Raw genomic sequence first — 25537 nt, forward strand, 5'->3', positions numbered from 1 at the left:
ATGACATAACTTGTAATTTATATCATATTTTCGTTACACGCACATAATAAGAGTTACACAGCCATCAATCTGCCTTCCAGTTCCTGATATTCTTCTGCCAGCAGCCTGATCTTCGCAGACTCCAGATGTTCCTTTGCCATATCTGCGGCACCATATTTTCTCAGCGCAACGATCAGCCAGTAGATGATGGACGGATTATCCGGTTCTACCGAGATGGCCCTGGTTGCGTATTCGTGCATGACACCATAAGCCTGCTTTTCATACAGCAGCTCCATCAGCATTTCGATTGCCGCCAGATACATCAGGTGAAACTTGGAGATATACGCAATCTGCCAATGTTCTGCACTTCCCGTCAGAAACATCTTCCCACGGTACAATTTCACGATTTCTTTCAGCGTATCTATTTTCTCCTGCTTACCCTGCATCTTCTTCGCCATATGATAGCCTTGCTCAAACCTCTCAAAATCGGTTTCGATCTTCAGGTTGGTATTGATCCTGTACCCATTCGGCGTTGTAACAATCAGATCGGTATCGGAGATAAGCCGAAATGCAGACCGGAAGCGATACAGCAATGTGCGGATGTTCCCGGTAGGATTGTCATATTCCTTATCCGGCCAGAGTTGCTCGGAAAGCTCTCTGGCAGACACACCTCTGTTCCGGTTTATCATCAAAAGCAGAAGGACTTTGCAGCACAGCGGGGATTTAAACTCCGCTTCGGTCAGCTTACCTTTGGAAGTATATATCTCCAAACCGCCAAACAGGTTGATGATGACTTCGTTATCCGTCTGTATCATCTTCGGCGCAACGCTCATCTTCATCCGGTCTAACAGCTTCTGTTCATTGACCTCCGAAACCAACGCATGCGAAAGTATCTGCAGCAATTCCGGACGGTGGAGATACCGCTTTGGATTGCGTACCATCAGGAAGCCTTTCTCCTTTTTATTGTAAGGCACTGCCAGAAGGGTTTCCGTATTGTGCTGGGAGAAAAGATTATATTCGCCGGGGTTCTCATTCCTGATATTCTCAGCACAATCAATGATGATCGGATGGTTATTTTCCAGCGCATCCATCCATCTTTCATATATCCCTACAACTCCGATTTCGTCAATTTTGGTTGCGCTCATACCGCCGGTTTTCCTGTCAAACCACCAGAACGGCATCCACAGCTTCAGCTTTACATCCACATCCAGCACTCCGCACCAGTCTGCGTCATAAAAATCACAGGCGGCAGCTAATGCACTCAGCCCGATCTCCTTCGGTTCTTTCATTCCATGCAATCTGTGTTCCAGATTTGTCAGGCATTCCAGAAATGCCTTTGCAAATATACTTGCCTCGTCCTCTGTCGCAACCTCCGTATTCTGTTCTTCCTGTACCACGGGGTGGGTCAGTTTTTCAACGGTGTTCTTCCATCTGTTAAATAGCGCCATTTCCGCCAATCCTCCTCGTTTGCTAATCTATATAAAAGACAGAGCCATCAAGTCCCCCTTGACAACTCTGTCTATCTCTTTCCAATCTGATACTTTCATCCTATGGCTGTCGGTATATTTTCCCGGCAATCCATAAATCCATGTTATGTATTGTTCGTCTCCGTAAGCTTCCTGCCCAAATTATCCCGGTAGGAAATCAATCTATCCAAAAAGCTAACGACCATATCCAGCATCTGCGGATCACACTGTGTCAATTTTGGGGCAATCTCTGTATTTATTTTGACTTCGGGGTTCGCATTCGGATTATCCATCACGAAGTAATCCATACTTTTCTCAAGTATAACACTGATCTTGAACAGCAACTCCAGAGAAATCCCGATTTTCCCATTTTCAATATTACAGATATGGGTTGGTGTGCAATCGCAAAGACCAGCCAGGTATTCCTGCGTTTGACGCTTTTCTTTCCTCGCCTTCTTGATCCGCTTTCCGATTAACGCTGTATCTAATGAGCATTGCTCAATTTCAGCCGTAGTCAGCATTGACACCCCACCTCCTATCCATTCCATTTGCATATTCATTATACTGAATTCCCTCTTTCTTTTGAATTATGTGATAACTCATATATTGATGTATGAAATCAGATTTTGTCGAAAAATTTGTGTTCAGACATAATTATTTATGTTTGACATCAGTTATTTGCCAGAGATCAAGAGAGAATCCGGTGTATCTCTGCAGCCGAAAAACCTCGAAGCAGATTGCGTTGCGGATAAAAAAACGCAAATCTGAACCGGGAAATCGAGTAGGAGGAATTTCTCCTAGATGAGAAATTCCGACCTCTCACACCACCGTGCGTACCGTTCGGTACACGGCGGTTCAATCAACTTAACAAGTAACACACCTTTCGGTGTAGTAATCTAACATTGAGATAAGTCCGAATTGCTTTAGTCTTTTCGGGCTTATTGCTCTTTGTATGTCTGTTTTAGAGCACACTCTTGCTATCGCTTTACCATTATAGGCAGTTCTATATGCTGCCCATTTAGGTATACCAAGTTTAACAAGGTTCTTTGCTCTATTCTGTGGAGTTTTCCAGTGTTTCCATATACACATGCGCAGACGATATCTGATGTTTCGGTCAAGTTCAGCGCAGAGCGATTTCATACGACCTATCTCAAAGTAGTTAATCCATCCTCTGATAAGCTGATTAAGTTTATCCACTTTGTAACTGTTGCTAACGCCCCAACTACGGCGGGTGAGTTCTTTCATTCTCTTCTTGAACTTCGCAACTGATTTTGCATGTGGCTTTGCCTTGTATTGCTGTGCGGTTTTGTCGTAGTAGAAGCCAAATCCAAGATATTTGAGTCCTTGTGGTTTATCTACTTTACTTTTGGTTACATTGACCTTGAGACCTAGTTTCTCTTCAATAAATTGATTTTATCGCAACATTGATACATCACTTCCTCTACGCAAAGAAACATATCAAATACAATAATACTCCCTTTCCATTCACCCTCTTTGCCGCGAAGAATCTGAAACACGCGGTCCACTTCCTCCACGGATCGTATTGAATTAACATGCACCCGCTTGTCAATGCGCATATTCCGAATAACTTCTTGTAAAACACTGTGGTTATTCACTGTGTAAAGTATGAATCCCTTATCGATATTTTTTACATATATATGTAGCTTCTCCAGATTCTTCTCCCACTCTTCACCCACATCAAATCTCCCCTTTTTCGCGCAGAAAATCCATTACCGCCGGATGAATTCCACACCATCTCGTCCCATTATACTCAATCACAACACCTCGCAGCAGAAGTCCCATCAATACTTCATCTGTTTCTGTCGGTTTAGGATCCTCATATATTTGTTTGATCTTTTTCAAATCACTTTCTATTCGTATAGCCCTTTCATATTCACTGTTCAGCATAATATAGGCCTTCTGGGCATGTTCAACCGTAATTCTGTTTTTTCTTTGCACCAATGCCTCAAATGCAGACTCACGAATCATCTGAAACAGATCTCTCAGTGCTCCTCCGGATTTCTCGATCATAAATGTCAGTGCATCTTCTTCAATTAGATCTAATTCCATTCTTTTTTTCACGATCTCTACAATCGTATTGATTCCTTCTTGATAGATTTGTTTATCCGGTCCCATGATTTTAATCATACTCAATAGCTGATAATTGTCAAAATCGTATTTTATCAAACTAAATTGTCTGTCATAAAGCAAAAAAATCGGGAAGGTTAATATCATGTTAACCTTTAACGAACAAACATAGAATCTTCATATATGGGTTATTGCTATAGCACAGATTTAATTTGATTTTCTCAATTGCATTTGTTCCTCTCGCCTCATAGGTATCCACATACAATTCATCAAACGTATTCTTTCCTAAAGGAAGAGGATTAAATACATTTATAATATCTTCCAATCTTTTCGCTTTTGCCATAAGAACAACCTCCAGCAATTTGCTACTGCACCTCATCTTAACTCCTTAAGTCATATCACAATCTCCCTGCTTCATCAAGTTAGGAAACCCTATAATCTAAGTATATGAAGCGTTTCTATCCTTTATTCATTGGAAATGACTGGGGGAAGAGGGAGAGACAGAGGGACAGGTTCCGTGACTCACAAGTGAGTCGCGGCACCTGTCCCCCTGTCTCTCATTCAGCCGCCTGCTTATCATCCCGACAGGCCGTCAATGCTTTATTATATTTCAGCTTCTTATCCCCGACAAGCTTTGCTGCGCTCAGAGGATAGTGATCCGGCAGGATCGCAGATGTCGCCTCCGGTTCCCAGTAGAAGATGCATATCTCCTCCTGGTCTTCCATCTCCTTCATCGCTTCGATGGCATCTTTCACAATTTTGTAACTTTCTTCTTCATCCTGATCCGGACCGCCGACTTCGGCGATCAGAACCGGTTTGTGGTATTTCTCAGAATACATTTTCAGCCATCCTGCGAGTTTTTCCTTGCTGCTTTCTATTTTTTGCCAGTAAGGATAGTAGGAAAATCCCAGGATATCGGTCTTCCCGTTTTGAGCGAAGAAATTATCCAGGAAGGGAACGCATTGTTCTTCTTCGACGACAGCGGCAAGATGTGTGACAACCTGGCTGTCCGGACATACTTCTTTTACAGCATCATATCCTGCGTTCAGGAAACGTACCAGTTGTTCCGGGGCCTTTTTCAGGTTTCCGTGGGGCCACATGATTCCATTGTTGATCTCATTGCCGACTTCGACCCATTCCGGATACACGCCACTCTCTTTAAATAAGGAAAGTACTTCTCTCGTATGTGCTGCAACGCGTTCGATGAGCTGTTCGTCTGTATCGTGTTCCCACGCCTTCGGCGGATCCTGAATTTCCGGATCTGCGAAATGGTCGCTGTAGTGGAAATCGATCATGAGCTTCATGCCCTGAGCTTTTACGCGCTTTGCCATATCAAGCGTGTTTTTTGCATCACAGAATCCCAGCATACAGGTTTCATTTTCTCTTTTCTGCCAGTATGCCGATTCCGGCGGGTTCACAAATACGCGTAAGCGCACGGCATTGACTCCCAGTTCTTTTGAGGCTGCAAGAATATCGGTTTCTTCTCCGTTTTCATTCAGCCATCGGTATCCCATGGATTCCAACTGTGATGCCCAGCCGAGATCCACTCCATAGACCATTTTCTTCATAATAAAGCTTTCCTCCTTATGTCAGCAGATGACTAATCGAAATCATATTTCGTAAATCTTTTATGCATTGCTTTATATTTGGTTCTGACCATCTCATTTCCTGCGAGAACCTCTTCTTCTGTTCCGGTAAACTGGCACCGCAGACAGTAATATTCGTCCTTCTCTTTATCGTAGAACATATCAATATCCAGATCTCTCATGAAACAAGACGGACATCTGTAATTTAATTTGCCTTTTCCAGCTTGAGCCATGTTGTAAAGACCTCCTTATCTGCAACTTTCTTCTTATAACCAAGAGTAAACATTGGAGAAAAAGCATATCCTTCACGAACATAACCTTCTCCGCCTTTTGATGCCTCCATAGATACTTTCGTCTCGATTGCAGGAATCACTGCGGATACCGCATCTGCATCCGCAAGGCTTTCTTCTCTGCATTTATATGCATAGATGATTTCTTTTGGATCTTCTCCTTCACAGCGAAGTACGATTCCATTCATATCCTCCGGATACTCGGTCGTTCCATAGCATGCTACCATATATTCGTTGATTTCTACCTGTGCTTCCGGATGACTCATTTCAAGAATCTCCCGTTCGATCCGTACCGTTCCGGTTCCTTCTTCGAAATACAGTCTGCTCTGAAGCTTCAGTGTCAGATCGTAGAATTCGATATCGACCGGATCCAGTGTCAGGATTCTGGTATTTCCTTCCTGTGAGAAATGTGCTTTCGTACGGCACAGACACAAGTCTACTTCTTCACCCTGATAGCAGATCTTTGCGCTTCGGATCGTTCCTTCTCCCGCATAATGTGTAAAGTAACCTGCACGGTACTTTTCCTGGATCAGGAATGGATAAGAAGCATCCTGCACATGTTTGGTTCCGATGCCGACTTCCCATTTCAGTTTGGCAGCATACGGTCTGAGGTCCACGATTGCCCCGCCTTGGTCCATATTGACACCAACTCGCATATATGGGTCTGTATACCAGAACAACTGCTTGTCAGAACCATAAAGGATGTCCCTCCAAAGAGCACATTCCGGCTCGGTGTAGGTCTTCTTCTCGCGGTAATAGTCAGCAAATTCAGACATGGTCATGTCGATCAGTTTGCCCTGTTTTTTCAGCTCGCCATAATATTTACAGCCATCGGAATAAGATTTCAGAAGCAACTCATACGGAGCTTCCCATCTTCCCATCTTATTCATCCAGCCCGGTCCGACGAACATCATGTTATACGCATAACCGTTGTTATACTTTTCCTGTGCACGATACTGATCGATCAGATTATACAGATATGGATATTCCCATGTCTTGGAATCATAGATCATACCGCGCAGCACGTTCTGCGGATGTGTACCGAAGTTGGATCCGTTACCGTCGTAGCATGCCAGAAGGTCTCTGGAAAGATGCGGGATCGCAACGATTCCGCTGTCCTCCGCCTCATTGGCCGCCGGTGCATGTGTGTTCTGTTTGGAAGGAATCCATGGCGCCCACGGACCACCGTCAAACAGTGTGTACCAGGAATTGTTACAGGTATGGTATGCTTTCGGACCTTCTTCCCAACAGGTAGCAATCGCACATTTTACAGAAGGATATGCTTCCTTAATGTAGTTTGTAAGATCCGCATCCATATAATAAGATCCTGTTGATTCCGGATAGAAGCCGAATCTTTCGTGGAATTTTTCAAAGACATCATCCACGATCTTCTTCTTGTCTTCCATTGAAAACATCCAGATACAGAAATCTTTTGTTTTATATTTTTCTCGGAACTGTTCACACGGAAGTCCGAGCAGCGAGAGTGCGATCTCGTCTCCATATTTCTCATGATCGTCTTTTGCAATCTGAACTGCTTCATCATTGAAAAGCGATGCATAGGTCATGTGGATCGTGACCTTCAGGCCATTTTCATGTGCCAGTCTTTGCTGTGTCTTGAAGATGTCCAGAGATTCTGTCAGAAGCTTTTTATCCCCGATATCTTCTTCTTTTCCATGACCGGTCACCGTAGCGGAATACTCCGGAACCATCTCAGGCCTGTGGATTACATTCAGAATGAATTCACCCATTTTTATTCCCTCCTAATCTAGTTATATCGAAATGTTGAAATAAGAATTTTTTCATGGTTTATTTTACCGCTCCGGTCAAACCTTCAGCGAACTGTTTCTGCAGAATGAAGAAGATTACCATCGTAGGAACTGAACAGAACAATACGCCGAGCATCAATACGCCGTAATCGGTCGTGTATCCGGATGCCAGGTTTGCAATCAGCATCGGCATCGTCTGCGCATTTGTGTCTGTCATGATTACCTTCGGCCACAGGTAGGAGTTCCATGCATTCATGAATGTTACTACTGCTGCTGCAGCGTAGGTTGACTTCATCATCGGCATATACATGCGGAAGAAAATCTGAATTTCTCTAAGGCCGTCGATTCTGGCCGCCTCCATAACATCGACCGGGAAGTTACGCGAGTTATTTCGGAACATCATGATCAAAAACGGAGTCGATATGGCCGGAAGGATGAAGCCCCATACAGAGTTCAACAGTCCCATTTTTGAAACCATCCGGAATAATGGAATCATCGTTGCCACACCCGGAATCATCATGGCAAGCAGAAGGATCGTAAATACAATATCTTTCTTCTTGTCATGATATAATTCAAAACCAAATCCTGCCAGTGAGCAGATGAGAAGCGCCAGAATCGTCTGCACGAATGCATAAATAAAGGAGTTCCACATCGTTCCCCAAAGGTCACGCCCGGCTGTAAGATTTGCAAAGTTTGTTGCGAGATAGGTTCCCGGAAGCAGGCGTCCCTGCGCTACATCGAAGGATGTATTTGTTGCTGCGGAAATCATCCAGTAGAACGGGAACACCGAAATAAATGATACAATTATGAGGAAAACATAGGTCGGAATCAACCGGCGCTGGATCATACTTCTGTTCTTTTTCTCAGTCACGTGTATCACCTACTTTCATGTTAATTAATGCCAGAATACCTACCATAATAAATACGAAGAATGCCATAGCTGTTGCATAACCGAAGTTGGCAACACCGGTACCGAACGTATTATTGTAAATATAATGTGACATTGTGATGGTCGAATTTGCAGGGCCACCGTTTGTAAGGTTTACAGACTCATCGAAGAGCTGCAGTGTACCGTTGATTGACATAATGAATGTCATGATGATTGTCGGTTTCAGAAGCGGAACCGTAATTCCCCAGAATGTCTTCCAGCCGTTTGCGCCGTCGATCTTTGCCGCTTCATATACCGAATATTCAATGTTCTGCAGGCCTGCCAGATAGAACACCATATTGTAACCGGTCCATCTCCAGATCAACGCGATAATGATAACCGCCTTGGCGCTGGTCGGATTTCCCAGGAAATTGTAGTTCTGTGACAGGATTCCCAGATTCACGAGAATCGTATTGATAAGACCTTCTGTAGCAAATAAAGATTTAAAAATCAAAGAGTAAGATACCAGCGCTGTTGCACATGGCAGGAAAACGCATGTACGGAAGAATCCTTTGAATTTCAGATCTCTGTTGTTCAAAAGCTGTGCCAGAAGAATCGCAAGTACCAGCATGATCGGAACCTGGATGATCAGATATAAAAATGTGTTTCCTACAGAACGAAGAAACAGTTTATCCGAAAACATTCTCACATAGTTGTTAAATATCGGCTGATTCCACTGCATGTTCGCACTGGAACCGGTCTTCAGTGACATCAGAAATGCACTGATCATTGGCCAGAAACTCATCACTGCAATCAATACAGTTGCAGGAGTAAGGAAAATCCATCCTGCTCTGGACTGTTTCTGAAGTAAAGTTAATCCTCTCTTCTTTTCCACTTTATGTCCCCCTATCGGTAAGAAAAGAGGGGAAAACGGAAAACGTTTTCCCCGTTTGCCTTAGCTCAATCCTAATATCTTTGAATTAGTTGCCCATTTCGTGATTCAACTGATCCTCAGCAAGCTGAAGTTCATCATCAATATTTCCGCCGTTGATAATGTTGATGATTGCAGCTGCAATCTGTGTACGGCAGGTATAGTGATAATCACTCTGTTCAATGGTCTGAACATGAGTTCCCATTTCTACGATCTTTGCATAGATTGGCTGGTCGTTGAAGAACGCAACACCCTGATTGTATACGTCAGACTCACCTGCCGGAGCATAACAAGAAATTACGCCGCCGTCTGTAAGAGCCTTGTCATATGTAGCTGTGCTTCCGCCAAATGTGTATGCAAGGAAGTCTTTTGCAAGGTCTGTCTTCTTGCAGTTTGCTGTAATGTAAAGAGAAGCGCCACCGTTAGAAGCATATCCCTCTGCACCTGTCAGAGTCGGCATCGTTGTAATCTCCCATTTACCGCTGTTAGCTTCAACCTTTTCCATGGTCGGAATGATCCAGTTACCGTTCATAACGCCTGCAACCTGATCGCCCTGGATTGCCTTGTCTGTGTAATCTGACCAGCTGTTGGAAAGAAGGAGCACGCCTTCCTGAGCCATTTTCACGATTGTCTGAACAACTTCCTTCAGAGTATCATTTCCAACAATGTACGGTTTTCCGTCTTTGAACTGAGATACACCCTCTGCCTGAAGCATCAGATATACAAGGTCATTGCCGTCACCGTCCATACACATCAGATATTTTCCTGTCTTTTCTTTTACTACTTTACCGATCTCAATGAATTCATCCCATGTAATTCCGGTCATGTCATCGATGGTATATCCACATTCTTCCAGAAGGTCAACACGATAAGCAGTGATAACTGCACCGTTGTCTACCGGCATACCGAAATGCTTGCCATCAATTGTAGAATACCCCAGCTTTTCCTGTGAGAAATCATCCCATTTTACATCTGCATCGTTGATGTCCTGCCATGCATCCGGGTAGTTTGCATAGTAGTTTGCAAACCAGTGATCCTGGAACAGAACCATGTCCGGCAATGTCTCATAATTGCCTGCTGATGCAGCGGTTGTGATCGCCGTCTCAATGTCAGCTGAGCCGGACTGTTCTTTGATTTCAAGAACGAAATCCGGATTCACATTCGCCTTGTAATCCTCGGCTGCAGCCTGAAGAGCAGGGATGTTGAATGACGGATCCCATGCCGCAACCGTCAAAGTGTTTTCATCACTGCTTGTTGCCTCTGAAGACTCTTCAGAGCTTTTGCCGCCTCCGCATGCTGCCAGAGAAAGCACCATGGTACCGGCGAGAAACAATGCCATCAATTTCTTTTTTTTCATACTGAATCCTCCTTTTTCTTTGAAATGCATTTGTGCACATTGCTTAATTTCCGCATTTCTTTTTGTGTTTCTCTAGGCACAATTATACTTGCCCATATTATTTAATTGCGGATATATTCAATTAAAAAAGAGGCATTTTCAATCATTTTTTCGCCTTTCATTCGACGTTTTACACAAAAAAGACCAGCATCCCGAAGGATAACTGGTCATTTTACCGTCATGAAAGGAAAACTTTTTGTGGATACATACGTTTTATAGCAGCAATCATATCATCTTCCAGGTCCAGGAGTAATTTGATTTTCTTTCTGTTTTCCATAATAATCATAGTATAATAAGGTATTTCCGGCTCATAGGAAGTATAGTCGAATTTCGGAAGTATTTCTGTCCCCCCGTTTTTCCGGTATTTTGCCACCGCATCATGCCAGTTCGGCGCGAGCACTTCCATATCTTTCAGATTCAGCACATGTACTTCCCTCCGATGCCGTTTTGCCTGTATAACAGAAATTGTAAATTGATTGCCTTCCATCACATATTCATAATCTTTCACGGCATATGTATCATATAAAAAATACATCCCCGCTGTCAAAAGTGCCAGAAACAGCATCCCTCTGTCAAATATGATGCCCATAAGCACAAAAAGCACACAGAGGACGATCATCACATTCTTCAATACTTTTGTGGAAGTCTTGATCCTCTTATGCACCTGTTTCACCATTCTGTAATCCATGTTGCTACCATCCTTTCAATGCACTGATATTAAAATCCATCATCTGTCCGGCATAATTTTCCGGCGATTTTTTCCACTGATACGGTGACATGCCTATGATTCGCTTAAAATTACGGTTAAAAGTAGACACATTGCCATAACCGACCCGGTAAGCAATTTCGTCCATCGTTGCATGTTTCTTAAGAAGAAGATTGCATGCCTCGTGAATCCGTATGGCATTGACATAATCATTGGGCGTCATATTCATGCACTCCTGAAAAATCCTTCGGAAATGACTTTCACTGATATTGCACACATCCGCAAGGTCCTGTATACGGATGTTTTCATCATTATAATGAGCTTTCACATAATTCAGTGCCGGCACGATCTGAATATTCCGCGGATTCTTTCTGGACATCTTACTGTTTACATTATGGATCCGGATCAATTCTACTGTAAAAGACTGAAGAAGTCCACGAACCTTCTCATGATACATATATTCTTTTCGGTAATTCTCCTCGCGGATCTCCATAATAATATTGGATAATGTCTGATATTCTTCTTTCTGGTAGAACAGTGGTTCCGAATAAATCATATTCAACAGCTTTTCCGTATCAAGCTTATTGTGCGACATTTCATTCATATCCTTTATCACATTGTCCATGTCAAAATACATCCACTCCCAGTAGGCAACGGTTCCTTTATCACTTGTATTATTGTGTGGATAATTCGGGGGAATGATCAGAATACTGTCCTTCTGAAATGTACAGTTCTTGTCACGCAGCGTACATTCCCCATGTCCGTTGTAGCATACTCCGATCTCCATATAATTATGGAAATGAAGATCCACGATATCCTGCCCGTAAGGACGGATCCAGTCTTCCCCAAGCAGTGCGAGAACCTGTGTATTTGGTCCCATCTCATAAAACCGGAACTGCATTTTAGCTTTCTTTTTCATCACCATTTCTCCCTGTCACGAACTCATTTCATGCATCTGTATTCCGACGGTGTACAGTTCTTATATTTCTTAAACACCTTCGAAAAATACAAATTATCCTCAAACCCCACTGAATGTGCAATGCTTCCCACCGGAAGTTCTGTTTGATTCAGTAGCTGGCACGCCTGCCTGATCCGGTACTCCAGAAGATATTCTTTCGGAGACTGCTTCATCATCGTGCGAAACAGACGAAAAAGATAACTTCTGCTGATTCCCGTATAAACTGCGACATCTTCCACCGTGATCGGATATGAATACTGTTCCGCGATATACTGTCTGGCCCGCTCCACATAATGCTGCTGAAGATTGTCTGCTTTTTCTTCTCCCTTCGAATGCTGCATCAGATATCCCATCAGCGAGTAGAGTGCCCCCGTCATGGCAACCGCGTCACGAAATGTATTTCCATTCGCATTGTACACTGCCTGGATCTTCCGGAACAGCTCGTCGCTGATCAGTCTCTGATCCAGAACCGGATTCTTCTTTGAAAAATCGGTATTTGCAATCATAGAATAGGCATCCGTGCCCGCAAATCCTACCCACGCATACTCCCACGGTTCCTCCTCATCCGCGCGATAACTGGCTTCTACATTTGGAAACAAAAGGAACGTATCACCGGCATTCAGATGATACATTCTTCCCTCAAGCACATAACTCCCCTTTCCGCGAATAACATGATGGATCAGATAGTGATCCCGGATTCCGGGGCCCCACTGATAACCCGGATGGCATTTTTCATAACCGGTATTGTATACAGACAACGAATTCAGGAGTTTGTCGGTAGCATAATATTCATATTTGTATGTATCTGCCATATTCCCCTCCTCTGTTTTCGCAGCCATCTGACGATACGATTGTTTCTTTTCTTTTTTTAGTATAATGTATATAAAGTCGAAATACAACATTTTTCCATATACTGGAACCAAATTTATATTGCACAATTCGACTCTGTTGCTCATAATGAAAGTAATATCAACGAACAAGAATCAATCCGATGCGAGATTCTACAGGAGGTTTACCATGTTTGATTACAACAAATTAAAAGACAGCACCTTTTTCAAAGAAAATGTTCTCCCGGCTCACTCCGACCATGAATATTTTCCGGATGAAGAACATTTAAGAAACAAAGAAAATCCATTTCGCTTTTCACTGAATGGTATCTGGAAATTTTCCTACGGCCGGAATCTTTCTGATACAGTCAAAGATTTTGAATCTTTAGAACATGACTGCAGAAACTGGAGTGATATCCGTGTACCTGCCCATATTCAGATGGAAGGCTACGATATTCCTGCATACGTTAACACCCAGTATCCATGGGACGGTCGTGAAGACATCTGGGACGGGGAGATCCCGACCGAATTTAATCCGACTGCAAGCTATGTGAAATACTTCCGTGTACCGGAGCACATGAAGGGCCAGCCGTTATTCATTTCCTTCCAGGGTGTGGAAAGTGGAATGGCGCTCTGGCTGAACGGACACTATGTCGGATACAGTGAAGACAGCTTCACTCCTTCTGATTTCGAGCTGACGCCTTATCTGACGGAAGGCGAAAATAAATTAGCCGTCCAGGTATACAAATGGACCAGCGGAAGCTGGGCGGAGGATCAGGACTTCTACCGTTTCTCCGGCATTTTCCGGGATGTTTTTCTCTACACCAAACCGGCTGTACATATTGATGATCTGAAAATCCGTACCCTGCTGGATGACACCTGTTCCACAGGAGAACTTTTGATCGATGTCCGGTCTCTTGGAAATGGAACCGTGAAAGCCAGACTGACCAGACTGCCTTTATACCATTTTCCGGGCAGCACAGCTGACGATCCGGGCGATGAAGCGGCGGACAAATTTGCCGAAGCCGAATTTACCCTCTCTGACGGTGAAGGCCATCTCAGCCTTTCTCTCCAAGGCTTCCGGCTCTGGAGCGCCGAAGTGCCGAACCTGTATGAACTTCTTCTGACCGTTGAGGATGAAGCAGGAAAGATTACAGAAGTGATCGCAGAAGGCGTCGGTTTCCGCCGTTTTGAACTGAAGGACAGCCTCATGCTCCTGAATGGAAAGAGAATCGTATTCAAAGGCGCCAACCGCCATGAATTCAGCACATTTGCAGGCCGCGTTCCGCAACCGGAAGAGCTTGTTCAGGATGTGGTTACCATGAAACGCCACAACATCAACGCGATCCGTACCTGCCACTATCCGAACGATTCCAGACTTTATAAGTTGTGTGACGTATACGGTCTCTACCTGATCGACGAAAACAATATGGAAACCCACGGTTCCTGGGATGTTGTGATCCGCGGAGGCGATTATGAATATGCGATTCCGGGGGACAAACCTCACTGGGAAGCACCACTTCTTGATCGTGTAAATTCCATTTACCAGAGAGACAAGAACCATCCGTCCGTTCTGATCTGGTCCTGCGGAAATGAGTCCTACGGAGGAAGCGTTATCAAAAAAATGTCCGATAAATTCCGGGAACTGGATTCGACCCGCCTTGTGCACTACGAAGGAGTCTTCCAGGACCGCCGCTACAACGATACCAGCGATATGGAAAGCCAGATGTATCCTTCCGCTGCCGGCATTCAGGCCTTCTTAAACGAGCACAGGGACAAACCCTTCATCTGCTGCGAATACACGCATGCTATGGGAAATTCCTGCGGTGCCATGCATAAATACACAGATCTGACGGATACAGAACCACTCTATCAGGGTGGATTCATCTGGGATTATGTAGACCAGACGATCACCAAAAAAGACCGTTACGGACAGGAATTCCAGGCATACGGCGGTGACTTCGGCGAACGACCGACCGACTACAACTTCAGTGCCAACGGAATCGTGTACGGCGGCGACCGCACTCCGTCTCCGAAGATGCAGGAAGTCAAATTCAATTATCAGAACATTACCGCAGAAGTAAGCCGTGATAAGGTTCTTGTCATCAACAAAAACCTGTTCACCAACACCGACGCCTTCCGCTGCATCGTTACACTGGCCAAAGACGGAAAGCAGATCCGCAAAGCCACACTTGCAACAGACGTTGCACCGTTATCCAGCCGGGAATACGATCTGCCGATCCCTGAACAAACAAAAGCCGGTGAGTATACCGTAACCGTATCCTTCCATTTAATAGAGGATACCCTATGGGCTCCGGCCGGTCATGAAGTTGCATTCGGACAATATGTATACACCGTTTCAGAATTTGACCGTGCGCTTTCTTATTCCTGTGAAAAACCGGTCAAAATCATCAGAGGAAAAGTCAACATCGGCGTAAAAGGCGAAAACTTTGATGCACTCTTCTCCTATCTGACCGGTGGACTGGTATCCTACCGGTATGCAGGTGTGGAAATGATCGAGAGCATTCCAAAACCGAACTTCTGGCGCGCCCCGGTAGATAACGACGAAGGAAACGGAATGCCGATGTTCTACGGCCAGTGGAAGCTCGCAAGCCTTTATCTGTCGCACAAAGATTTCCTTTCTTCTGCTTCCGGACCTGTGAAATCCTATGACCCGGTGCTTCAGGAAAACGAGAACAGTGCAACCATCACATTTACCTATGTACTGCCGACGAAACCGGTCGCAGACTGCAAGGTAGCCTACACCGTATATGGAGACGGAACCATCGAGACAACCTTATCCTGCGATATCCCGGAAGGTCTGGGCTCCATGCCGGAATTCGGAATGATCATGAAGATCAATGCCGATTACAATCAGCTGGAATGGTACGGAATGGGACCGGAAGAAACTTACGCAGACCGGTGTAAAGGCGGCAAACTCGGCATCTACAAAAATCAGGTTGCCGATAACGTCGCACACTATATCGTTCCGCAGGAGACCGGAAATAAGACCGGTGTCCGCTGGGCAAAAGTAACCGACAAACGCGGCCGCGGACTGTTATTCACCGGTGACGGTATGAATTTCTCCGCCCTTCCATGGACACCGCATGAGATGGAAAATGCCCGCCATCCATACGAACTGCCGGCTGTACATTACACGGTGATCCGTACTTCCCTGGCACAGATGGGAATTGCCGGAGACGACAGCTGGGGTGCGAAAACACACCCGGAATACCTGCTTCCGGCAGACGGACATATGGAATTTACCTTCCGGTTTAGAGGAATTTAATTAAGAGAGAGAGACATGGGGACAGGTTCAGTGACTCACAAGTGAGTCACTGATCCTGTCCCCATGTCTCTCGGTTTTTTTGACTATTTTCTTCTCTGGGTCCGTAACCCCCCAGACACATGAACAATAATTTATCCGCCATGCCGGACAGAACCAAAATCAACCACTTCCGGCTGATTCTCCAGATGTTCCCCGATATGCTTCTCCATCCACACCATGTCATACCAACGGTGAAACTTATATCCACACTTATGAAACCTTCCCACCATCTGATATCCCATTCTTTCATGAAATCTCACACTGTCGTCGGTCAGATAGCGGTCTTCGGATGCCGGGTACGCGATGCAGGCATTCACATTTACGATGTTCATCTTCTTCAGTTCGCTCTCTAGTGCCTGATACAACTTCCGTCCGATTCCAAGCTTCCGTTTATCCCGTTTCACATAAACAGATACTTCGACCGCCCAGTCATATGCTTTCCTTTCATGAAACGGTGAAGCATAGGTATAACCGACAATATCCTCTCCCTGCATCGCCACCAGATAGGGATAGCGGCACAGAGTTTTCCGGATTCTTGCGGTAAATTCTTCTACTTCAGGCACTTTATATTCAAAAGTGACTGCCGTTTCTCTGACGTAAGGTTCGTAGATCTTCAACAATTCCTCTGCATCCTCTTCCCGCGCTGTGCGGATCGTAATACTATTTTCCATAATACTGTTCCTTTTTCTTCCTTACTGGATTCCAAAATATCGGTCCATTCCATTCACGACACCGGTCACGATCTGGTTCTGATATTCATCCGTTGCCATCCGTTTATCTTCCTCCGGATTCGTCATATACCCCATCTCGAAGATTGTGGTCGGCACTTCAGCCCAGTTGATCCCGCTCATCGTGTCCGTCTCCCAGACCCGTTCGATTCTTGCACCTGTCGCCTCGACGGCACAGTTCAGAATACACTCCGCCAGATTCCTGCTCTGTGAATAAAGTGCGCCGTTATACGGGTTTTCCGGAGTCTGGCAGATCGTCATCATCCCCTGTGCACTACCGGAATCAGAACCGTTTGCATGAATACGAATAAAGGCATCCGCCCCGTCCTCATTTGCCATCTTTGCGCGCTCAGCATTGGAAATGTTTACGTCGTTCGTCTCGCGGATCATCAGCACCCGATACCCACGGTTTAAAAGCTCATCCCTGAGTTTCAGAGAAACCTGCAACGTCAGTTCGTACTCAGGAATTCCTGTTACAATGCCGCTTGTTCCGCCTGCAACCTTTGCCTTGGTCTGGGAGGCTCCCGGCCCGACCGGCTCCTGTTCGCTGTTTCCCTGCCTCTGATGCCCGGCATCAATAGCGATCAGATATCCGTTCCTCGGATTGGTTTCCGGTGATTCCACATCTGCCTGCCCGCTGTCTTCTCCGGGCTCCGGTTCAGAGTCCTTCCCGGAGTCTTCCCCTTCTCCTGCCTGCGGATTCTCTGTGCTTTCTTCCTCTTCTATTTTCTCTTCTGTAATTCTCTGCTCCGTTTTCTCACTTTCAGGCTCATTTCCTGTGTCTGTCTTTTGGCAGCCGGCGCCAAGCAAGGTAAGTGCCAGCGCCAGAATCAATAATTTCTTCCCTTTCATTCTTGTCTGCTTCCTTTTACATGTTATATGACATCCGTCATTTCACATTTTGATATTCTTTGATTATTTTCATAATCTCCTTCCATCATAAATTGCTTTTCTTCTTCTGTCAATTCCATATCTTCGGTTGACGGAAGGGACTGAAATAGTATATATTTTTATTAATGGAGTTAATGATAAACGCTGAGGAGACATGAACATGGCAAAATCAGAAACTACGAAATACCGACTGGCCGAATCCATCAAACAATGTATGAAGACCACCTCTGTCGATGACATTACTATTCGTCAGATCGTGGAGAACTGCGGGCTGACACGCCAGACCTTTTACCGCAATTTTCTTGACAAATATGACCTGATCAACTGGTATTTTGATAAGCTTCTTCTGAAATCCTTTGAACATATGGGAAGCGGCGAGACAATATTTGAAGGACTGAAACGAAAATTCGATTACATACAGGAAGAGCGGGTATTTTTCGCTGCTGCTTTCCGGTCCGATGCGCAAAATTCTCTGAAAGAACATGATTTCGAACTGATTTTAGAATTCTATTCCGATCTGATCCGAAGAAAGACCGGTCATGCTCCGGACAGCGAGATCCGTTTTCTTCTGGAAATGTACTGTCAGAGCTCCATTTACATGACGGTCAAATGGGTGCTGAGCGGCATGAAATCAAGCTCCGAAGAACTGGCACGCATGCTGGTAAAAGCCATGCCCGCCAGACTTGAGAAACTGTTTACAGAGCTGGATGTTTTATCATAACATACTGTTTTCAAAGACTTTCTGAAAAATAAATTCCAGAAAGTCTGCCTACTGATTGGAGGAGTAAAACTCTATCCACGCATCGTACATTTGCTCTGCATTTTCACATTGCCCCAGCTCCTCGGCTGCTGTATTTCCTGAAATATCCCAGACTAAATACATAGCAAGATAATCAATCAGACCACTGTACTGTCCATTATGATGTCCTTCAAGCAGCACAGGGATTGCATCTTCTCCCAAAGACTTTATATTTTCATAGTATTCATTATCCATATAGTCAAAAGGATTACTGCTGGTGGCATCACCCGTACTTACGCAGCCCTGCAAATTTTCCATAATCAATCCTTCTAATTCATTTTCACAGATGTCCTCACCGGCTGTTTCTGTATTTTCTATCGAACTCTTGGCATTTCCGCATCCTGATAAAAACGTAACTGCACTAACCAATATGATTATAAAAAACTTTTTCATTATTTCTCATGCACCTTTCTCCTGACGATGAAAAAGCACACTACCTGCATGGCAATCGTCAGAATCCACGATACAGGATAAGAGATAAACAGCACCGAAAGGGACCTGTAACGTGGGAAAATGCCAAATATCCACACAATTCGGGTTCCTACAGTTCCCACGATGGAGAGCAACATCGGCGCTGCGGAAAATCCCATGCCGCGCATGGCTCCCGGAAACAGATCCATAAATCCGCACAGAAAATAAGTAAGTGTTGTATACGAAAGGATCTCCATTCCACAGCGGATCACTTCTTCATTCTCCGTATAAATTCTTAGAATCTGACTGCCAAATATGTAAGATCCTCCTCCAAGTACCAGCGCAACAATCATACTCAGAATCATACAGTCCACCAGAATCTTATCCATTCGCTTCCATTTTCTGACTCCGTAATTCTGGCTTGTGAAACTCATGCATGCCTGCGTCACCGAATTGACCGACACAAAAAGGAATCCCAGAATATTATTTGCCGCCGTATAACCTGCCATTGCGATCGAACCGAACGAATTCACCGAGGACTGCAGAAGCACATTGGAGAAATTGATGACCGTACTCTGTATCCCGGCCGGCACACCTACCTGGAATATCTGTTTCAAATAGCAGCCCTTCAGCATGAGTTTGGAGAAGCGGAACTGATAGCTTCCTTCTGACCGATATAGACAGCGCAACACCAAAATACAGGAAATCATCTGGGAAAACACGGTCGCAATCGCAACCCCCGCAACGGCCAGATGGAACACGATAACCAGAATCATATTCAAAACCGCATTGATCACGCCGGATATGATCAAGAAGATCAGAGGACGTTTTGTATCGCCGACCGCCCGCAAAATGGCTGCCCCGTAATTATATAACATAAAAAAAGGCATCCCCAGAAAATAGATACGCATATAAAGTGTGGACTGCTCGATAACGTCTGCCGGTGTCGCCATCAGCTCAAGTGCAAATTTTGAAAAAAATATTCCCACAAAGACCATCACGATTCCGCTGATTGCGGCAAATGCGATCGAAGTATGAACCGTTTCCGACATCTGCCGGTCTTTTCCCGCGGCAAAAAACCTGGCAGCCAGTACATTTGTCCCAAGTGAAATCCCCATAAACAGATTCACGAACATATTGATCAGCGCTGTGGTCGAGCCGACCGCCGCCAGTGCCTGACTTCCCGCGAATCTCCCCACCACAATGACATCTACCGCATTAAACATCAGCTGCAGAATCCCGGAAAGCATAAGCGGCAATGAAAAAGAAACCAATTTATCCATAATGGTGCCATTACACATATCAATCTCATATTTATTCTTATTCAAATCCTCATCCCCCTTTACCACTAATCACTATAAGTCAATTCTTCGGAAATGTCAATTTTCCCGGAAGCCCTTTCGGCTTCATTTCAGAATTTTTCAAGATAATTATTTGTCAAAAGTTACAGATTCTTCATTCTGTAACTTTCTTTCGGAGCCAAATATTGTTAAAATAATATCAGAAATAAAAAGTAAAGGAGAAATTAAAAATGGCAAACAGAATTATGTTGAATGAAACTTCTTATCATGGTGCAGGTGCTATCGCTGAAATCGCAACAGAAGCAAAGGCACACGGATTCAAAAAAGCATTCGTATGCTCAGATCCGGACCTGATCAAATTCAACGTTACTTCCAAAGTAACAGATATTCTTGACAAAGAAGGACTTGCTTATGAGATCTATTCTGACATCAAGGCAAACCCGACCATCGAGAATGTTCAGCATGGTGTTGCAGCTTTCAAGGCATCCGAGGCAGACTACATCGTTGCAATCGGCGGCGGTTCTTCTATGGATACTGCAAAAGCAATCGGCATCATCATCGCTAACCCGGAATTTGAAGATGTAAGAAGTCTGGAAGGCGTTGCTCCTACCACAAAACCATGTGTACCGATCATCGCAGTTCCTACAACAGCAGGTACCGCTGCAGAAGTAACCATCAACTACGTTATCACAGATGTTGAGAGAAAGCGTAAATTCGTTTGCGTAGACCCACACGATATGCCAATCATCGCAATCGTTGACCCGGATATGATGTCTTCTATGCCGAAGGGACTGACCGCATCAACCGGTATGGACGCTCTGACACATGCAATCGAAGGTTATACCACCAAAGGCGCATGGGAAATGACTGATATGTTCCATCTCAAAGCAATCGAGATCATTTCCAAATCGCTCCGCGGCGCTGTTGCCAACACCAAAGAAGGCCGCGAAGGAATGGCACTCGGCCAGTACATCGCAGGTATGGGATTCTCAAATGTTGGTCTTGGAATCGCTCATTCTATGGCTCACACTCTGGGCGCTGTTTATGACACTCCGCATGGTGTTGCCTGCGCAATGATGCTCCCGATCGTTATGGAATACAACCAGGAATGCACCGGCGAGAAATATCGTGAAATTGCTCGCGCTATGGGCGTAAAAGGTGTAGACGAAATGTCCGAAGCAGAATACAGAAAAGCTGCGATCGATGCAGTACGTCAGCTCTCTGAAGATGTTGGAATCCCAGCTAAACTGGAAGCCATCAAAGAAGAAGATCTTGACTTCCTGGCCAAGTCCGCTCATGCAGATGCATGCGCACCTGGGAATCCGAAGGATGCTTCTGTAGAAGATCTGAAAGGATTGTTCCGGAAGGTTATGTAGGGGTTTTAGTCCGCCGCAGGGAGGGTGTGAAAGGAGTCGCTCCGAGGCTCTACTCCCTGCGACTTGTGAACTCGAAGATGTAAACAGAATCCCGGTGTAGTCGGCAAATGTGCCTCCTGCACCGGGATTCTGACATCTTCGGTTCCCAATTCTCCGGTCGTGCCGCTTAACCTCCGCTCCTTCCTTTCACACCCTCCCTACGGCTCACTCAAACTTCCTATACATCGAATAGGGGCGATGGGGGACGCCTTTGCTGCGCTCGGCTGGGATTGGGAGTTTTATGGGGAGAAGCTTCAGGTGCTTAGGGAGAAGAGGAATCTGACTCAGGAGCAGTTGTTTGTATCGCGGGCGGCGATTTCGAAATGGGAAAATGGACGGGGCTTTGCTGTTCTGGGATTATGCCAGCTGATTCGCAGGAAAAGTCTGTTCAAAGTGGATCAAGACATCCTGGCCGGTCTCCTCCTCTCCGCAACCCTGGTCAGCCTCTATCACGATCTCTTAGAACTATCATCTCAAACCAAACATTAACCCTCCCCCATACAATTCCCAGTGACAGGCAGCCCTCCTAGGCTGCCTGAATGCGTCCCTTCCACACCCACCAAGTTCTCCCGTCTTGAACCTACCAGGAATCAGGCATACTCTGAATGCAGAGGTTAAGCAGAGGAGGCGGAAAACGCAAATCCTACAGCATGTAAAAAAAACTGAGATGCGAGCCACACTTGGCGAACATCTCAGTTTTTACTACATGCTGTTGATTTGCGGTTGCAGCCTCCGGCGCGTCGGCGCATTCAGAGTATGCCTGATTCCGTCCCTCAAGACAAAGAACAAACCTCCTCTGCCAGCTCCCATATCTCTTCCCGTCCCTGCTTCGTCTCCGCAGAAAACGGAATCACAACCGTCCCCGGCTGAAGCTTAAGTCCTTCCTTGATTGCTTTCACCTGCTTCTGGATCTGACTTCTCTTGATCTTATCCAGCTTTGTCGCAATAATGATCGGGTTGTATCCCTGCGCCACGATCCAATCGTACATCATCTTATCATTCGCTGAAGGATCATGCCGGATATCAATCAGCAGAAAGACCGCTTTCAACTGTTTTGATCCGTGCAGATACCGTTCGATCAGCTGTCCCCACTGGATTTTTTCCTGTTCCGATACTTTCGCGTATCCATATCCCGGCAGATCGACAAGATAAACCGCTTCATTGATATTATAGAAATTGATCGTCTGCGTTTTTCCCGGTTTCGCTGAAATACGCGCATACGATTTCCGGTTCATCAGTGCGTTGATGAGGGAGGACTTTCCTACATTTGACTTCCCGGCAAATGCGATCTCAGGCAGCGTATTGTCCGGAAGTTTACTGGTGATTCCGCACACTGTTTCCAGATTTACATTCTTAATAACCACTCTCCATTCACCTCCCTATTCCGCACAGATTTCCGACCCTGCGCAAACATCCTTCTCATAACAGTCTTCTACTCCTTCGCAGGCATCCTTTTCCACACAAATCGCGTGTTCCAGCACTTCCCTCATATGGGCCACCGGTATGATTTCCAGTCCTTTTGTAATCTCTGAGGAAATTTCTTCCACATCTTTCGTATTTTCCTTCGGCACGAGAACCGTATGGATTCCTGCGTTCTTGGCCGCCAGAAGTTTCTCCTTGAGCCCGCCGATCGGTAATACACGACCACGCAGTGTAATTTCACCGGTCATCGCAAGATCTGCGCACACTTTCTTCCCGGTGATGGCGGAGAACATCGCCGTGGCCATGGTAATTCCGGCTGACGGTCCGTCCTTCGGAACAGCGCCCTCTGGTATATGAATGTGAATATCATGTTTTTCAAAGAAATCCGCCGGTACATTCTGAGCCTCGCTGATGGAACGAATATAACTGATTCCGGTCCGGGCAGATTCTTTCATAACATCGCCGAGCTGTCCGGTCAGCATGATCTCGCCTTTCCCCGGCATTACATTGACTTCGATCTGAAGGGTATCACCGCCCACACTGGTCCAGGCAAGTCCACGAACGATACCGACTTCATCCTCTGCATTTGCCATCTGATAGGTATATTTCTCCTTGCCTAGGTATTTCACCAGATTCCTCTCCGTCACCTGGATTCGTTTCTTATCGTGTTCAAATATCTCTTTTGCTGCCTTTCTGCAAATATTTCCGATCTCACGTTCCAACTGACGCACGCCCGCTTCTTTCGTATAATTTCTTGCCATTTTCCAGACAACACCCTTGCTGATCGTAAGCTGGTCTTTGGTGAGTCCGTGTCTCTCCAACTGCTTCGGAATCAGATGTTCTTCTGCGATATGAAGCTTCTCGTTCTCTGTATAACTGCTGATCTCGATCACTTCCATACGGTCCAGAAGCGGCCTTGGAATCGTCTGCAGTGTGTTCGCGGTCGTCACGAATGTCACTTCGGAAAGATCCAGCGGAACTTCAAGGTAATGATCCCGGAACTTATTGTTCTGCTCACTGTCCAGCACTTCCAGCAGTGCAGAAAACGTATCACCTTTATAGTCTGTGCTGACTTTATCAATTTCATCCAGAAGCAGCAGCGGATTTTTCACACCGGCCGCCTTGATTCCGTTTGCGATTCTTCCCGGCATCGCGCCCACATAAGTCTTCCTGTGCCCGCGGATCTCCGCTTCATCGCGCACACCACCCAGCGAAATGCGGACATACGGCTTTTTCAGCGCTTTTGCAAGAGATCTTGCGATCGATGTTTTTCCGGTTCCCGGAGGGCCGACCAGACAGAGAATCGGACTGTCTCCTTTTTTCGTAAGTGCACGCACCGCAAGAAATTCCAGCACACGCTCTTTTACTTCTTCCAGTCCGTAATGTTCTTCTTCCAGAAGATTCTTCGCATAGGTTAAATCCGTAAAGTCCTCCGCTCTTTTATCCCATGGCATTTCCAGCATCGTTTCAATATAAGTACGGACAACACCGGCTTCCGCTGGACTTTGCAGTGAGTTCTTAAATCTCCTTACTTCCTTGCGAAGTTTCTCTTTTACCTCTTCCGGCGCCTCCAGTGCCTCCACAGCATTTGCAAATTCCTCCGCATCCGAGAGTGTCGTATCATCGCCCAGTTCTTCGCGGATCAGCTTCAGTTCTTCCCGAAGTATATACTCTCTCTGATGCTTGTCAACACGCTCTTTGACTTTATTCTGTATCTCGTCGCGGATATTCATGATCTGAACCTCGTTGACCAGTTTAAATGCCAGAAGCTCGTACTGTTTCATAAAATCGGTTTCTTCCAGAATTTCCTGAAGATCCGTGTAAGCAATCGGCAAATTCGCCGCCACCTGATTTACCATTTTACGGAGATCTGTGATCTGCTGAATCTGGTTCACCATATCCTTAGTGATCTTCGGATTGCGCATCGCATATTCCACATACATTTCCCGAAGTCCCCGAACCATCGCTTCTTTATTCAGTTCACCGGTCAGAAGCGGGGTCTCTTCATCCAGAATCTTGATGTAGCCGCGCATATATGGATCACTGACCTCCAGATGTTCCAGAACCGCCCGCTCTTCTCCGGATACGAGAACCCTGATGATCTGCTTCGGCAGTTTAAGGATCTGCTTCACAGTCGCAACCGTTCCGACGCGATACAGATCCTTCATCTCCGGATTATCCACCTCAATATCTCTTTGAGCGATCAGGAAAATCTTCTGGTCTCCTGCCATGGCTTCCTGCACTGCCTCGATGGAACGTTTCCTGCTGATATCGAAATGTACCACCATTTCCGGCATGATCGTCATTCCACGAAGAGCAACCATGGGCATACTTGCCATTCTATTCATGTATTTCTTCTCTCCCTTTTATATCCATTCAAA

General features: G+C 45.4%; 24 protein-coding genes and 1 pseudogene. 4 read left to right on the forward strand and 21 right to left on the reverse strand.

Annotation, left to right across the window (positions count from 1 at the left end; translation table 11 throughout):
• Positions 1–53: 53 nt before the first annotated feature.
• The 15 genes and pseudogenes from ACTNBR_RS01635 to ACTNBR_RS01705 form a co-directional block, all read right to left on the reverse strand.
• Complete coding sequence (locus ACTNBR_RS01635; protein ID WP_441016821.1) at positions 54–1427, reverse strand: AfsR/SARP family transcriptional regulator; 1374 nt, start codon at positions 1425–1427, stop codon at positions 54–56.
• 143 nt (positions 1428–1570) lie between these two features.
• Positions 1571–1966 (reverse strand): helix-turn-helix domain-containing protein, encoded by a 396-nt coding sequence (locus ACTNBR_RS01640; RefSeq protein WP_291818013.1) that lies wholly within the window; start codon positions 1964–1966, stop codon positions 1571–1573.
• 343 nt (positions 1967–2309) lie between these two features.
• Positions 2310–2855: pseudogene (locus ACTNBR_RS01645) on the reverse strand (group II intron maturase-specific domain-containing protein); the annotation flags it as partial.
• The gene (locus tag ACTNBR_RS01650; RefSeq protein WP_441016827.1) at positions 2834–3142 is read right to left on the reverse strand and encodes a hypothetical protein; all 309 of its coding nucleotides are present in this window, start codon (positions 3140–3142) and stop codon (positions 2834–2836) included. The pseudogene ACTNBR_RS01645 and the gene ACTNBR_RS01650, both read right to left, overlap by 22 nt.
• Position 3143: 1 nt before the next feature.
• Positions 3144–3593 carry a hypothetical protein gene (locus ACTNBR_RS01655; protein WP_441016830.1) on the reverse strand — a complete coding sequence of 150 codons (450 nt, stop codon included), beginning with the start codon at positions 3591–3593 and terminating at the stop codon, positions 3144–3146.
• Between the two features lie 88 nt (positions 3594–3681).
• Positions 3682–3876: a hypothetical protein gene (locus ACTNBR_RS01660; protein ID WP_441016833.1), complete on the reverse strand. Its 195-nt coding sequence runs from the start codon at positions 3874–3876 to the stop codon at positions 3682–3684.
• Positions 3877–4090: 214 nt separating this feature from the next.
• The gene (locus tag ACTNBR_RS01665) at positions 4091–5101 is read right to left on the reverse strand and encodes a glycosyl hydrolase 53 family protein (RefSeq protein WP_441016835.1); all 1011 of its coding nucleotides are present in this window, start codon (positions 5099–5101) and stop codon (positions 4091–4093) included.
• A gap of 32 nt (positions 5102–5133) precedes the next feature.
• Positions 5134–5352 (reverse strand): hypothetical protein, encoded by a 219-nt coding sequence (locus ACTNBR_RS01670; RefSeq protein ID WP_441016838.1) that lies wholly within the window; start codon positions 5350–5352, stop codon positions 5134–5136.
• Positions 5325–7157 carry a hypothetical protein gene (locus ACTNBR_RS01675; RefSeq protein ID WP_441016841.1) on the reverse strand — a complete coding sequence of 611 codons (1833 nt, stop codon included), beginning with the start codon at positions 7155–7157 and terminating at the stop codon, positions 5325–5327. The genes ACTNBR_RS01670 and ACTNBR_RS01675 overlap by 28 nt, the downstream gene beginning before the upstream one ends.
• A gap of 58 nt (positions 7158–7215) precedes the next feature.
• Positions 7216–8022, reverse strand: a complete 807-nt coding sequence (locus ACTNBR_RS01680; RefSeq protein WP_427808612.1) for a carbohydrate ABC transporter permease — start codon at positions 8020–8022, stop codon at positions 7216–7218.
• Positions 8023–8038: 16 nt separating this feature from the next.
• Positions 8039–8938, reverse strand: coding sequence for a carbohydrate ABC transporter permease (locus tag ACTNBR_RS01685; RefSeq protein WP_427808600.1), 900 nt, complete (start codon positions 8936–8938; stop codon positions 8039–8041).
• A gap of 85 nt (positions 8939–9023) precedes the next feature.
• Positions 9024–10331 carry an ABC transporter substrate-binding protein gene (locus ACTNBR_RS01690; RefSeq protein ID WP_441016844.1) on the reverse strand — a complete coding sequence of 436 codons (1308 nt, stop codon included), beginning with the start codon at positions 10329–10331 and terminating at the stop codon, positions 9024–9026.
• 217 nt (positions 10332–10548) lie between these two features.
• Positions 10549–11058 carry a hypothetical protein gene (locus ACTNBR_RS01695; protein ID WP_441016847.1) on the reverse strand — a complete coding sequence of 170 codons (510 nt, stop codon included), beginning with the start codon at positions 11056–11058 and terminating at the stop codon, positions 10549–10551.
• Positions 11059–11062: 4 nt separating this feature from the next.
• Positions 11063–11995, reverse strand: a complete 933-nt coding sequence (locus tag ACTNBR_RS01700; protein WP_441016850.1) for an AraC family transcriptional regulator — start codon at positions 11993–11995, stop codon at positions 11063–11065.
• A gap of 23 nt (positions 11996–12018) precedes the next feature.
• Positions 12019–12846, reverse strand: coding sequence for an AraC family transcriptional regulator (locus ACTNBR_RS01705; protein ID WP_441016853.1), 828 nt, complete (start codon positions 12844–12846; stop codon positions 12019–12021).
• A 205-nt stretch (positions 12847–13051) separates the two neighbouring features.
• On the opposite strand from ACTNBR_RS01705, the gene ACTNBR_RS01710 reads away from it, so the two are divergent.
• A complete protein-coding gene (locus ACTNBR_RS01710) occupies positions 13052–16150 on the forward strand; it encodes a glycoside hydrolase family 2 TIM barrel-domain containing protein (RefSeq protein ID WP_441016856.1) in 3099 nt (1032 codons plus the stop codon).
• 131 nt (positions 16151–16281) lie between these two features.
• Here ACTNBR_RS01710 and ACTNBR_RS01715 read toward each other — a convergent pair whose 3' ends face one another.
• Positions 16282–16860 (reverse strand): N-acetyltransferase family protein, encoded by a 579-nt coding sequence (locus ACTNBR_RS01715; protein WP_441018068.1) that lies wholly within the window; start codon positions 16858–16860, stop codon positions 16282–16284.
• A 21-nt stretch (positions 16861–16881) separates the two neighbouring features.
• Positions 16882–17769, reverse strand: a complete 888-nt coding sequence (locus tag ACTNBR_RS01720; protein ID WP_441018070.1) for an N-acetylmuramoyl-L-alanine amidase family protein — start codon at positions 17767–17769, stop codon at positions 16882–16884.
• Between the two features lie 199 nt (positions 17770–17968).
• Between ACTNBR_RS01720 and ACTNBR_RS01725 the strand changes: the two genes are divergently transcribed.
• On the forward strand, positions 17969–18529 hold the full coding sequence (locus ACTNBR_RS01725) for a TetR/AcrR family transcriptional regulator C-terminal domain-containing protein (RefSeq protein WP_441018071.1): 561 nt from the start codon (positions 17969–17971) through the stop codon (positions 18527–18529).
• A gap of 48 nt (positions 18530–18577) precedes the next feature.
• On the opposite strand, the gene ACTNBR_RS01730 is transcribed toward ACTNBR_RS01725, so the two are convergent.
• Both ACTNBR_RS01730 and ACTNBR_RS01735 read right to left on the reverse strand, forming a co-directional pair.
• Positions 18578–19000: a hypothetical protein gene (locus tag ACTNBR_RS01730; RefSeq protein WP_441018073.1), complete on the reverse strand. Its 423-nt coding sequence runs from the start codon at positions 18998–19000 to the stop codon at positions 18578–18580.
• Complete coding sequence (locus ACTNBR_RS01735; protein ID WP_441018107.1) at positions 19000–20319, reverse strand: MATE family efflux transporter; 1320 nt, start codon at positions 20317–20319, stop codon at positions 19000–19002. Before ACTNBR_RS01735 ends, ACTNBR_RS01730 begins: the two co-directional genes overlap by 1 nt.
• Positions 20320–20549: 230 nt before the next feature.
• On the opposite strand from ACTNBR_RS01735, the gene fucO reads away from it, so the two are divergent.
• Together fucO and ACTNBR_RS01745 are read left to right on the forward strand one after the other, a co-directional pair.
• Positions 20550–21695: a lactaldehyde reductase gene (fucO, locus tag ACTNBR_RS01740; RefSeq protein ID WP_427807347.1), complete on the forward strand. Its 1146-nt coding sequence runs from the start codon at positions 20550–20552 to the stop codon at positions 21693–21695.
• A gap of 237 nt (positions 21696–21932) precedes the next feature.
• A complete protein-coding gene (locus tag ACTNBR_RS01745) occupies positions 21933–22223 on the forward strand; it encodes a helix-turn-helix transcriptional regulator (RefSeq protein ID WP_441018075.1) in 291 nt (96 codons plus the stop codon).
• 284 nt (positions 22224–22507) lie between these two features.
• Here the strand turns inward: ACTNBR_RS01745 and yihA are convergent, their stop codons facing one another.
• Positions 22508–23098: a ribosome biogenesis GTP-binding protein YihA/YsxC gene (yihA, locus tag ACTNBR_RS01750; RefSeq protein ID WP_441018077.1), complete on the reverse strand. Its 591-nt coding sequence runs from the start codon at positions 23096–23098 to the stop codon at positions 22508–22510.
• A 15-nt stretch (positions 23099–23113) separates the two neighbouring features.
• Complete coding sequence (gene lon / locus ACTNBR_RS01755) at positions 23114–25504, reverse strand: endopeptidase La (RefSeq protein WP_441018079.1); 2391 nt, start codon at positions 25502–25504, stop codon at positions 23114–23116.
• Between the last annotated feature and the right edge of the window lie 33 nt (positions 25505–25537).

It is taken from the genome of Bariatricus sp. HCP28S3_F11 (genome assembly GCF_052065395.1).
GTDB lineage: Bacteria > Bacillota > Clostridia > Lachnospirales > Lachnospiraceae > Allocoprococcus.

What these genes read in the sequence shown, in the direction of transcription:
- fucO (WP_427807347.1), top strand. Translation starts at nt 20,550, where the DNA reads ATGGCAAACAGAATTATGTTGAATGAAACTTCTTATCATGGTGCAGGT.
- ACTNBR_RS01655 (WP_441016830.1), bottom strand. Translation starts at nt 3,593, where the DNA reads ATGATTAAAATCATGGGACCGGATAAACAAATCTATCAAGAAGGAATC.
- ACTNBR_RS01710 (WP_441016856.1), top strand. Translation starts at nt 13,052, where the DNA reads ATGTTTGATTACAACAAATTAAAAGACAGCACCTTTTTCAAAGAAAAT.
- ACTNBR_RS01725 (WP_441018071.1), top strand. Translation starts at nt 17,969, where the DNA reads ATGGCAAAATCAGAAACTACGAAATACCGACTGGCCGAATCCATCAAA.
- ACTNBR_RS01690 (WP_441016844.1), bottom strand. Translation starts at nt 10,331, where the DNA reads ATGAAAAAAAAGAAATTGATGGCATTGTTTCTCGCCGGTACCATGGTG.
- ACTNBR_RS01715 (WP_441018068.1), bottom strand. Translation starts at nt 16,860, where the DNA reads ATGGAAAATAGTATTACGATCCGCACAGCGCGGGAAGAGGATGCAGAG.
- ACTNBR_RS01675 (WP_441016841.1), bottom strand. Translation starts at nt 7,157, where the DNA reads ATGGGTGAATTCATTCTGAATGTAATCCACAGGCCTGAGATGGTTCCG.
- ACTNBR_RS01730 (WP_441018073.1), bottom strand. Translation starts at nt 19,000, where the DNA reads ATGAAAAAGTTTTTTATAATCATATTGGTTAGTGCAGTTACGTTTTTA.
- ACTNBR_RS01705 (WP_441016853.1), bottom strand. Translation starts at nt 12,846, where the DNA reads ATGGCAGATACATACAAATATGAATATTATGCTACCGACAAACTCCTG.
- ACTNBR_RS01640 (WP_291818013.1), bottom strand. Translation starts at nt 1,966, where the DNA reads ATGCTGACTACGGCTGAAATTGAGCAATGCTCATTAGATACAGCGTTA.
- ACTNBR_RS01720 (WP_441018070.1), bottom strand. Translation starts at nt 17,769, where the DNA reads ATGAAAGGGAAGAAATTATTGATTCTGGCGCTGGCACTTACCTTGCTT.
- ACTNBR_RS01700 (WP_441016850.1), bottom strand. Translation starts at nt 11,995, where the DNA reads ATGAAAAAGAAAGCTAAAATGCAGTTCCGGTTTTATGAGATGGGACCA.
- ACTNBR_RS01635 (WP_441016821.1), bottom strand. Translation starts at nt 1,427, where the DNA reads ATGGCGCTATTTAACAGATGGAAGAACACCGTTGAAAAACTGACCCAC.
- ACTNBR_RS01660 (WP_441016833.1), bottom strand. Translation starts at nt 3,876, where the DNA reads ATGGCAAAAGCGAAAAGATTGGAAGATATTATAAATGTATTTAATCCT.
- ACTNBR_RS01695 (WP_441016847.1), bottom strand. Translation starts at nt 11,058, where the DNA reads ATGGATTACAGAATGGTGAAACAGGTGCATAAGAGGATCAAGACTTCC.
- lon (WP_441018079.1), bottom strand. Translation starts at nt 25,504, where the DNA reads ATGAATAGAATGGCAAGTATGCCCATGGTTGCTCTTCGTGGAATGACG.
- ACTNBR_RS01665 (WP_441016835.1), bottom strand. Translation starts at nt 5,101, where the DNA reads ATGAAGAAAATGGTCTATGGAGTGGATCTCGGCTGGGCATCACAGTTG.
- ACTNBR_RS01735 (WP_441018107.1), bottom strand. Translation starts at nt 20,319, where the DNA reads ATGTGTAATGGCACCATTATGGATAAATTGGTTTCTTTTTCATTGCCG.
- ACTNBR_RS01670 (WP_441016838.1), bottom strand. Translation starts at nt 5,352, where the DNA reads ATGGCTCAAGCTGGAAAAGGCAAATTAAATTACAGATGTCCGTCTTGT.
- ACTNBR_RS01680 (WP_427808612.1), bottom strand. Translation starts at nt 8,022, where the DNA reads ATGATCCAGCGCCGGTTGATTCCGACCTATGTTTTCCTCATAATTGTA.
- ACTNBR_RS01745 (WP_441018075.1), top strand. Translation starts at nt 21,933, where the DNA reads ATGGGGGACGCCTTTGCTGCGCTCGGCTGGGATTGGGAGTTTTATGGG.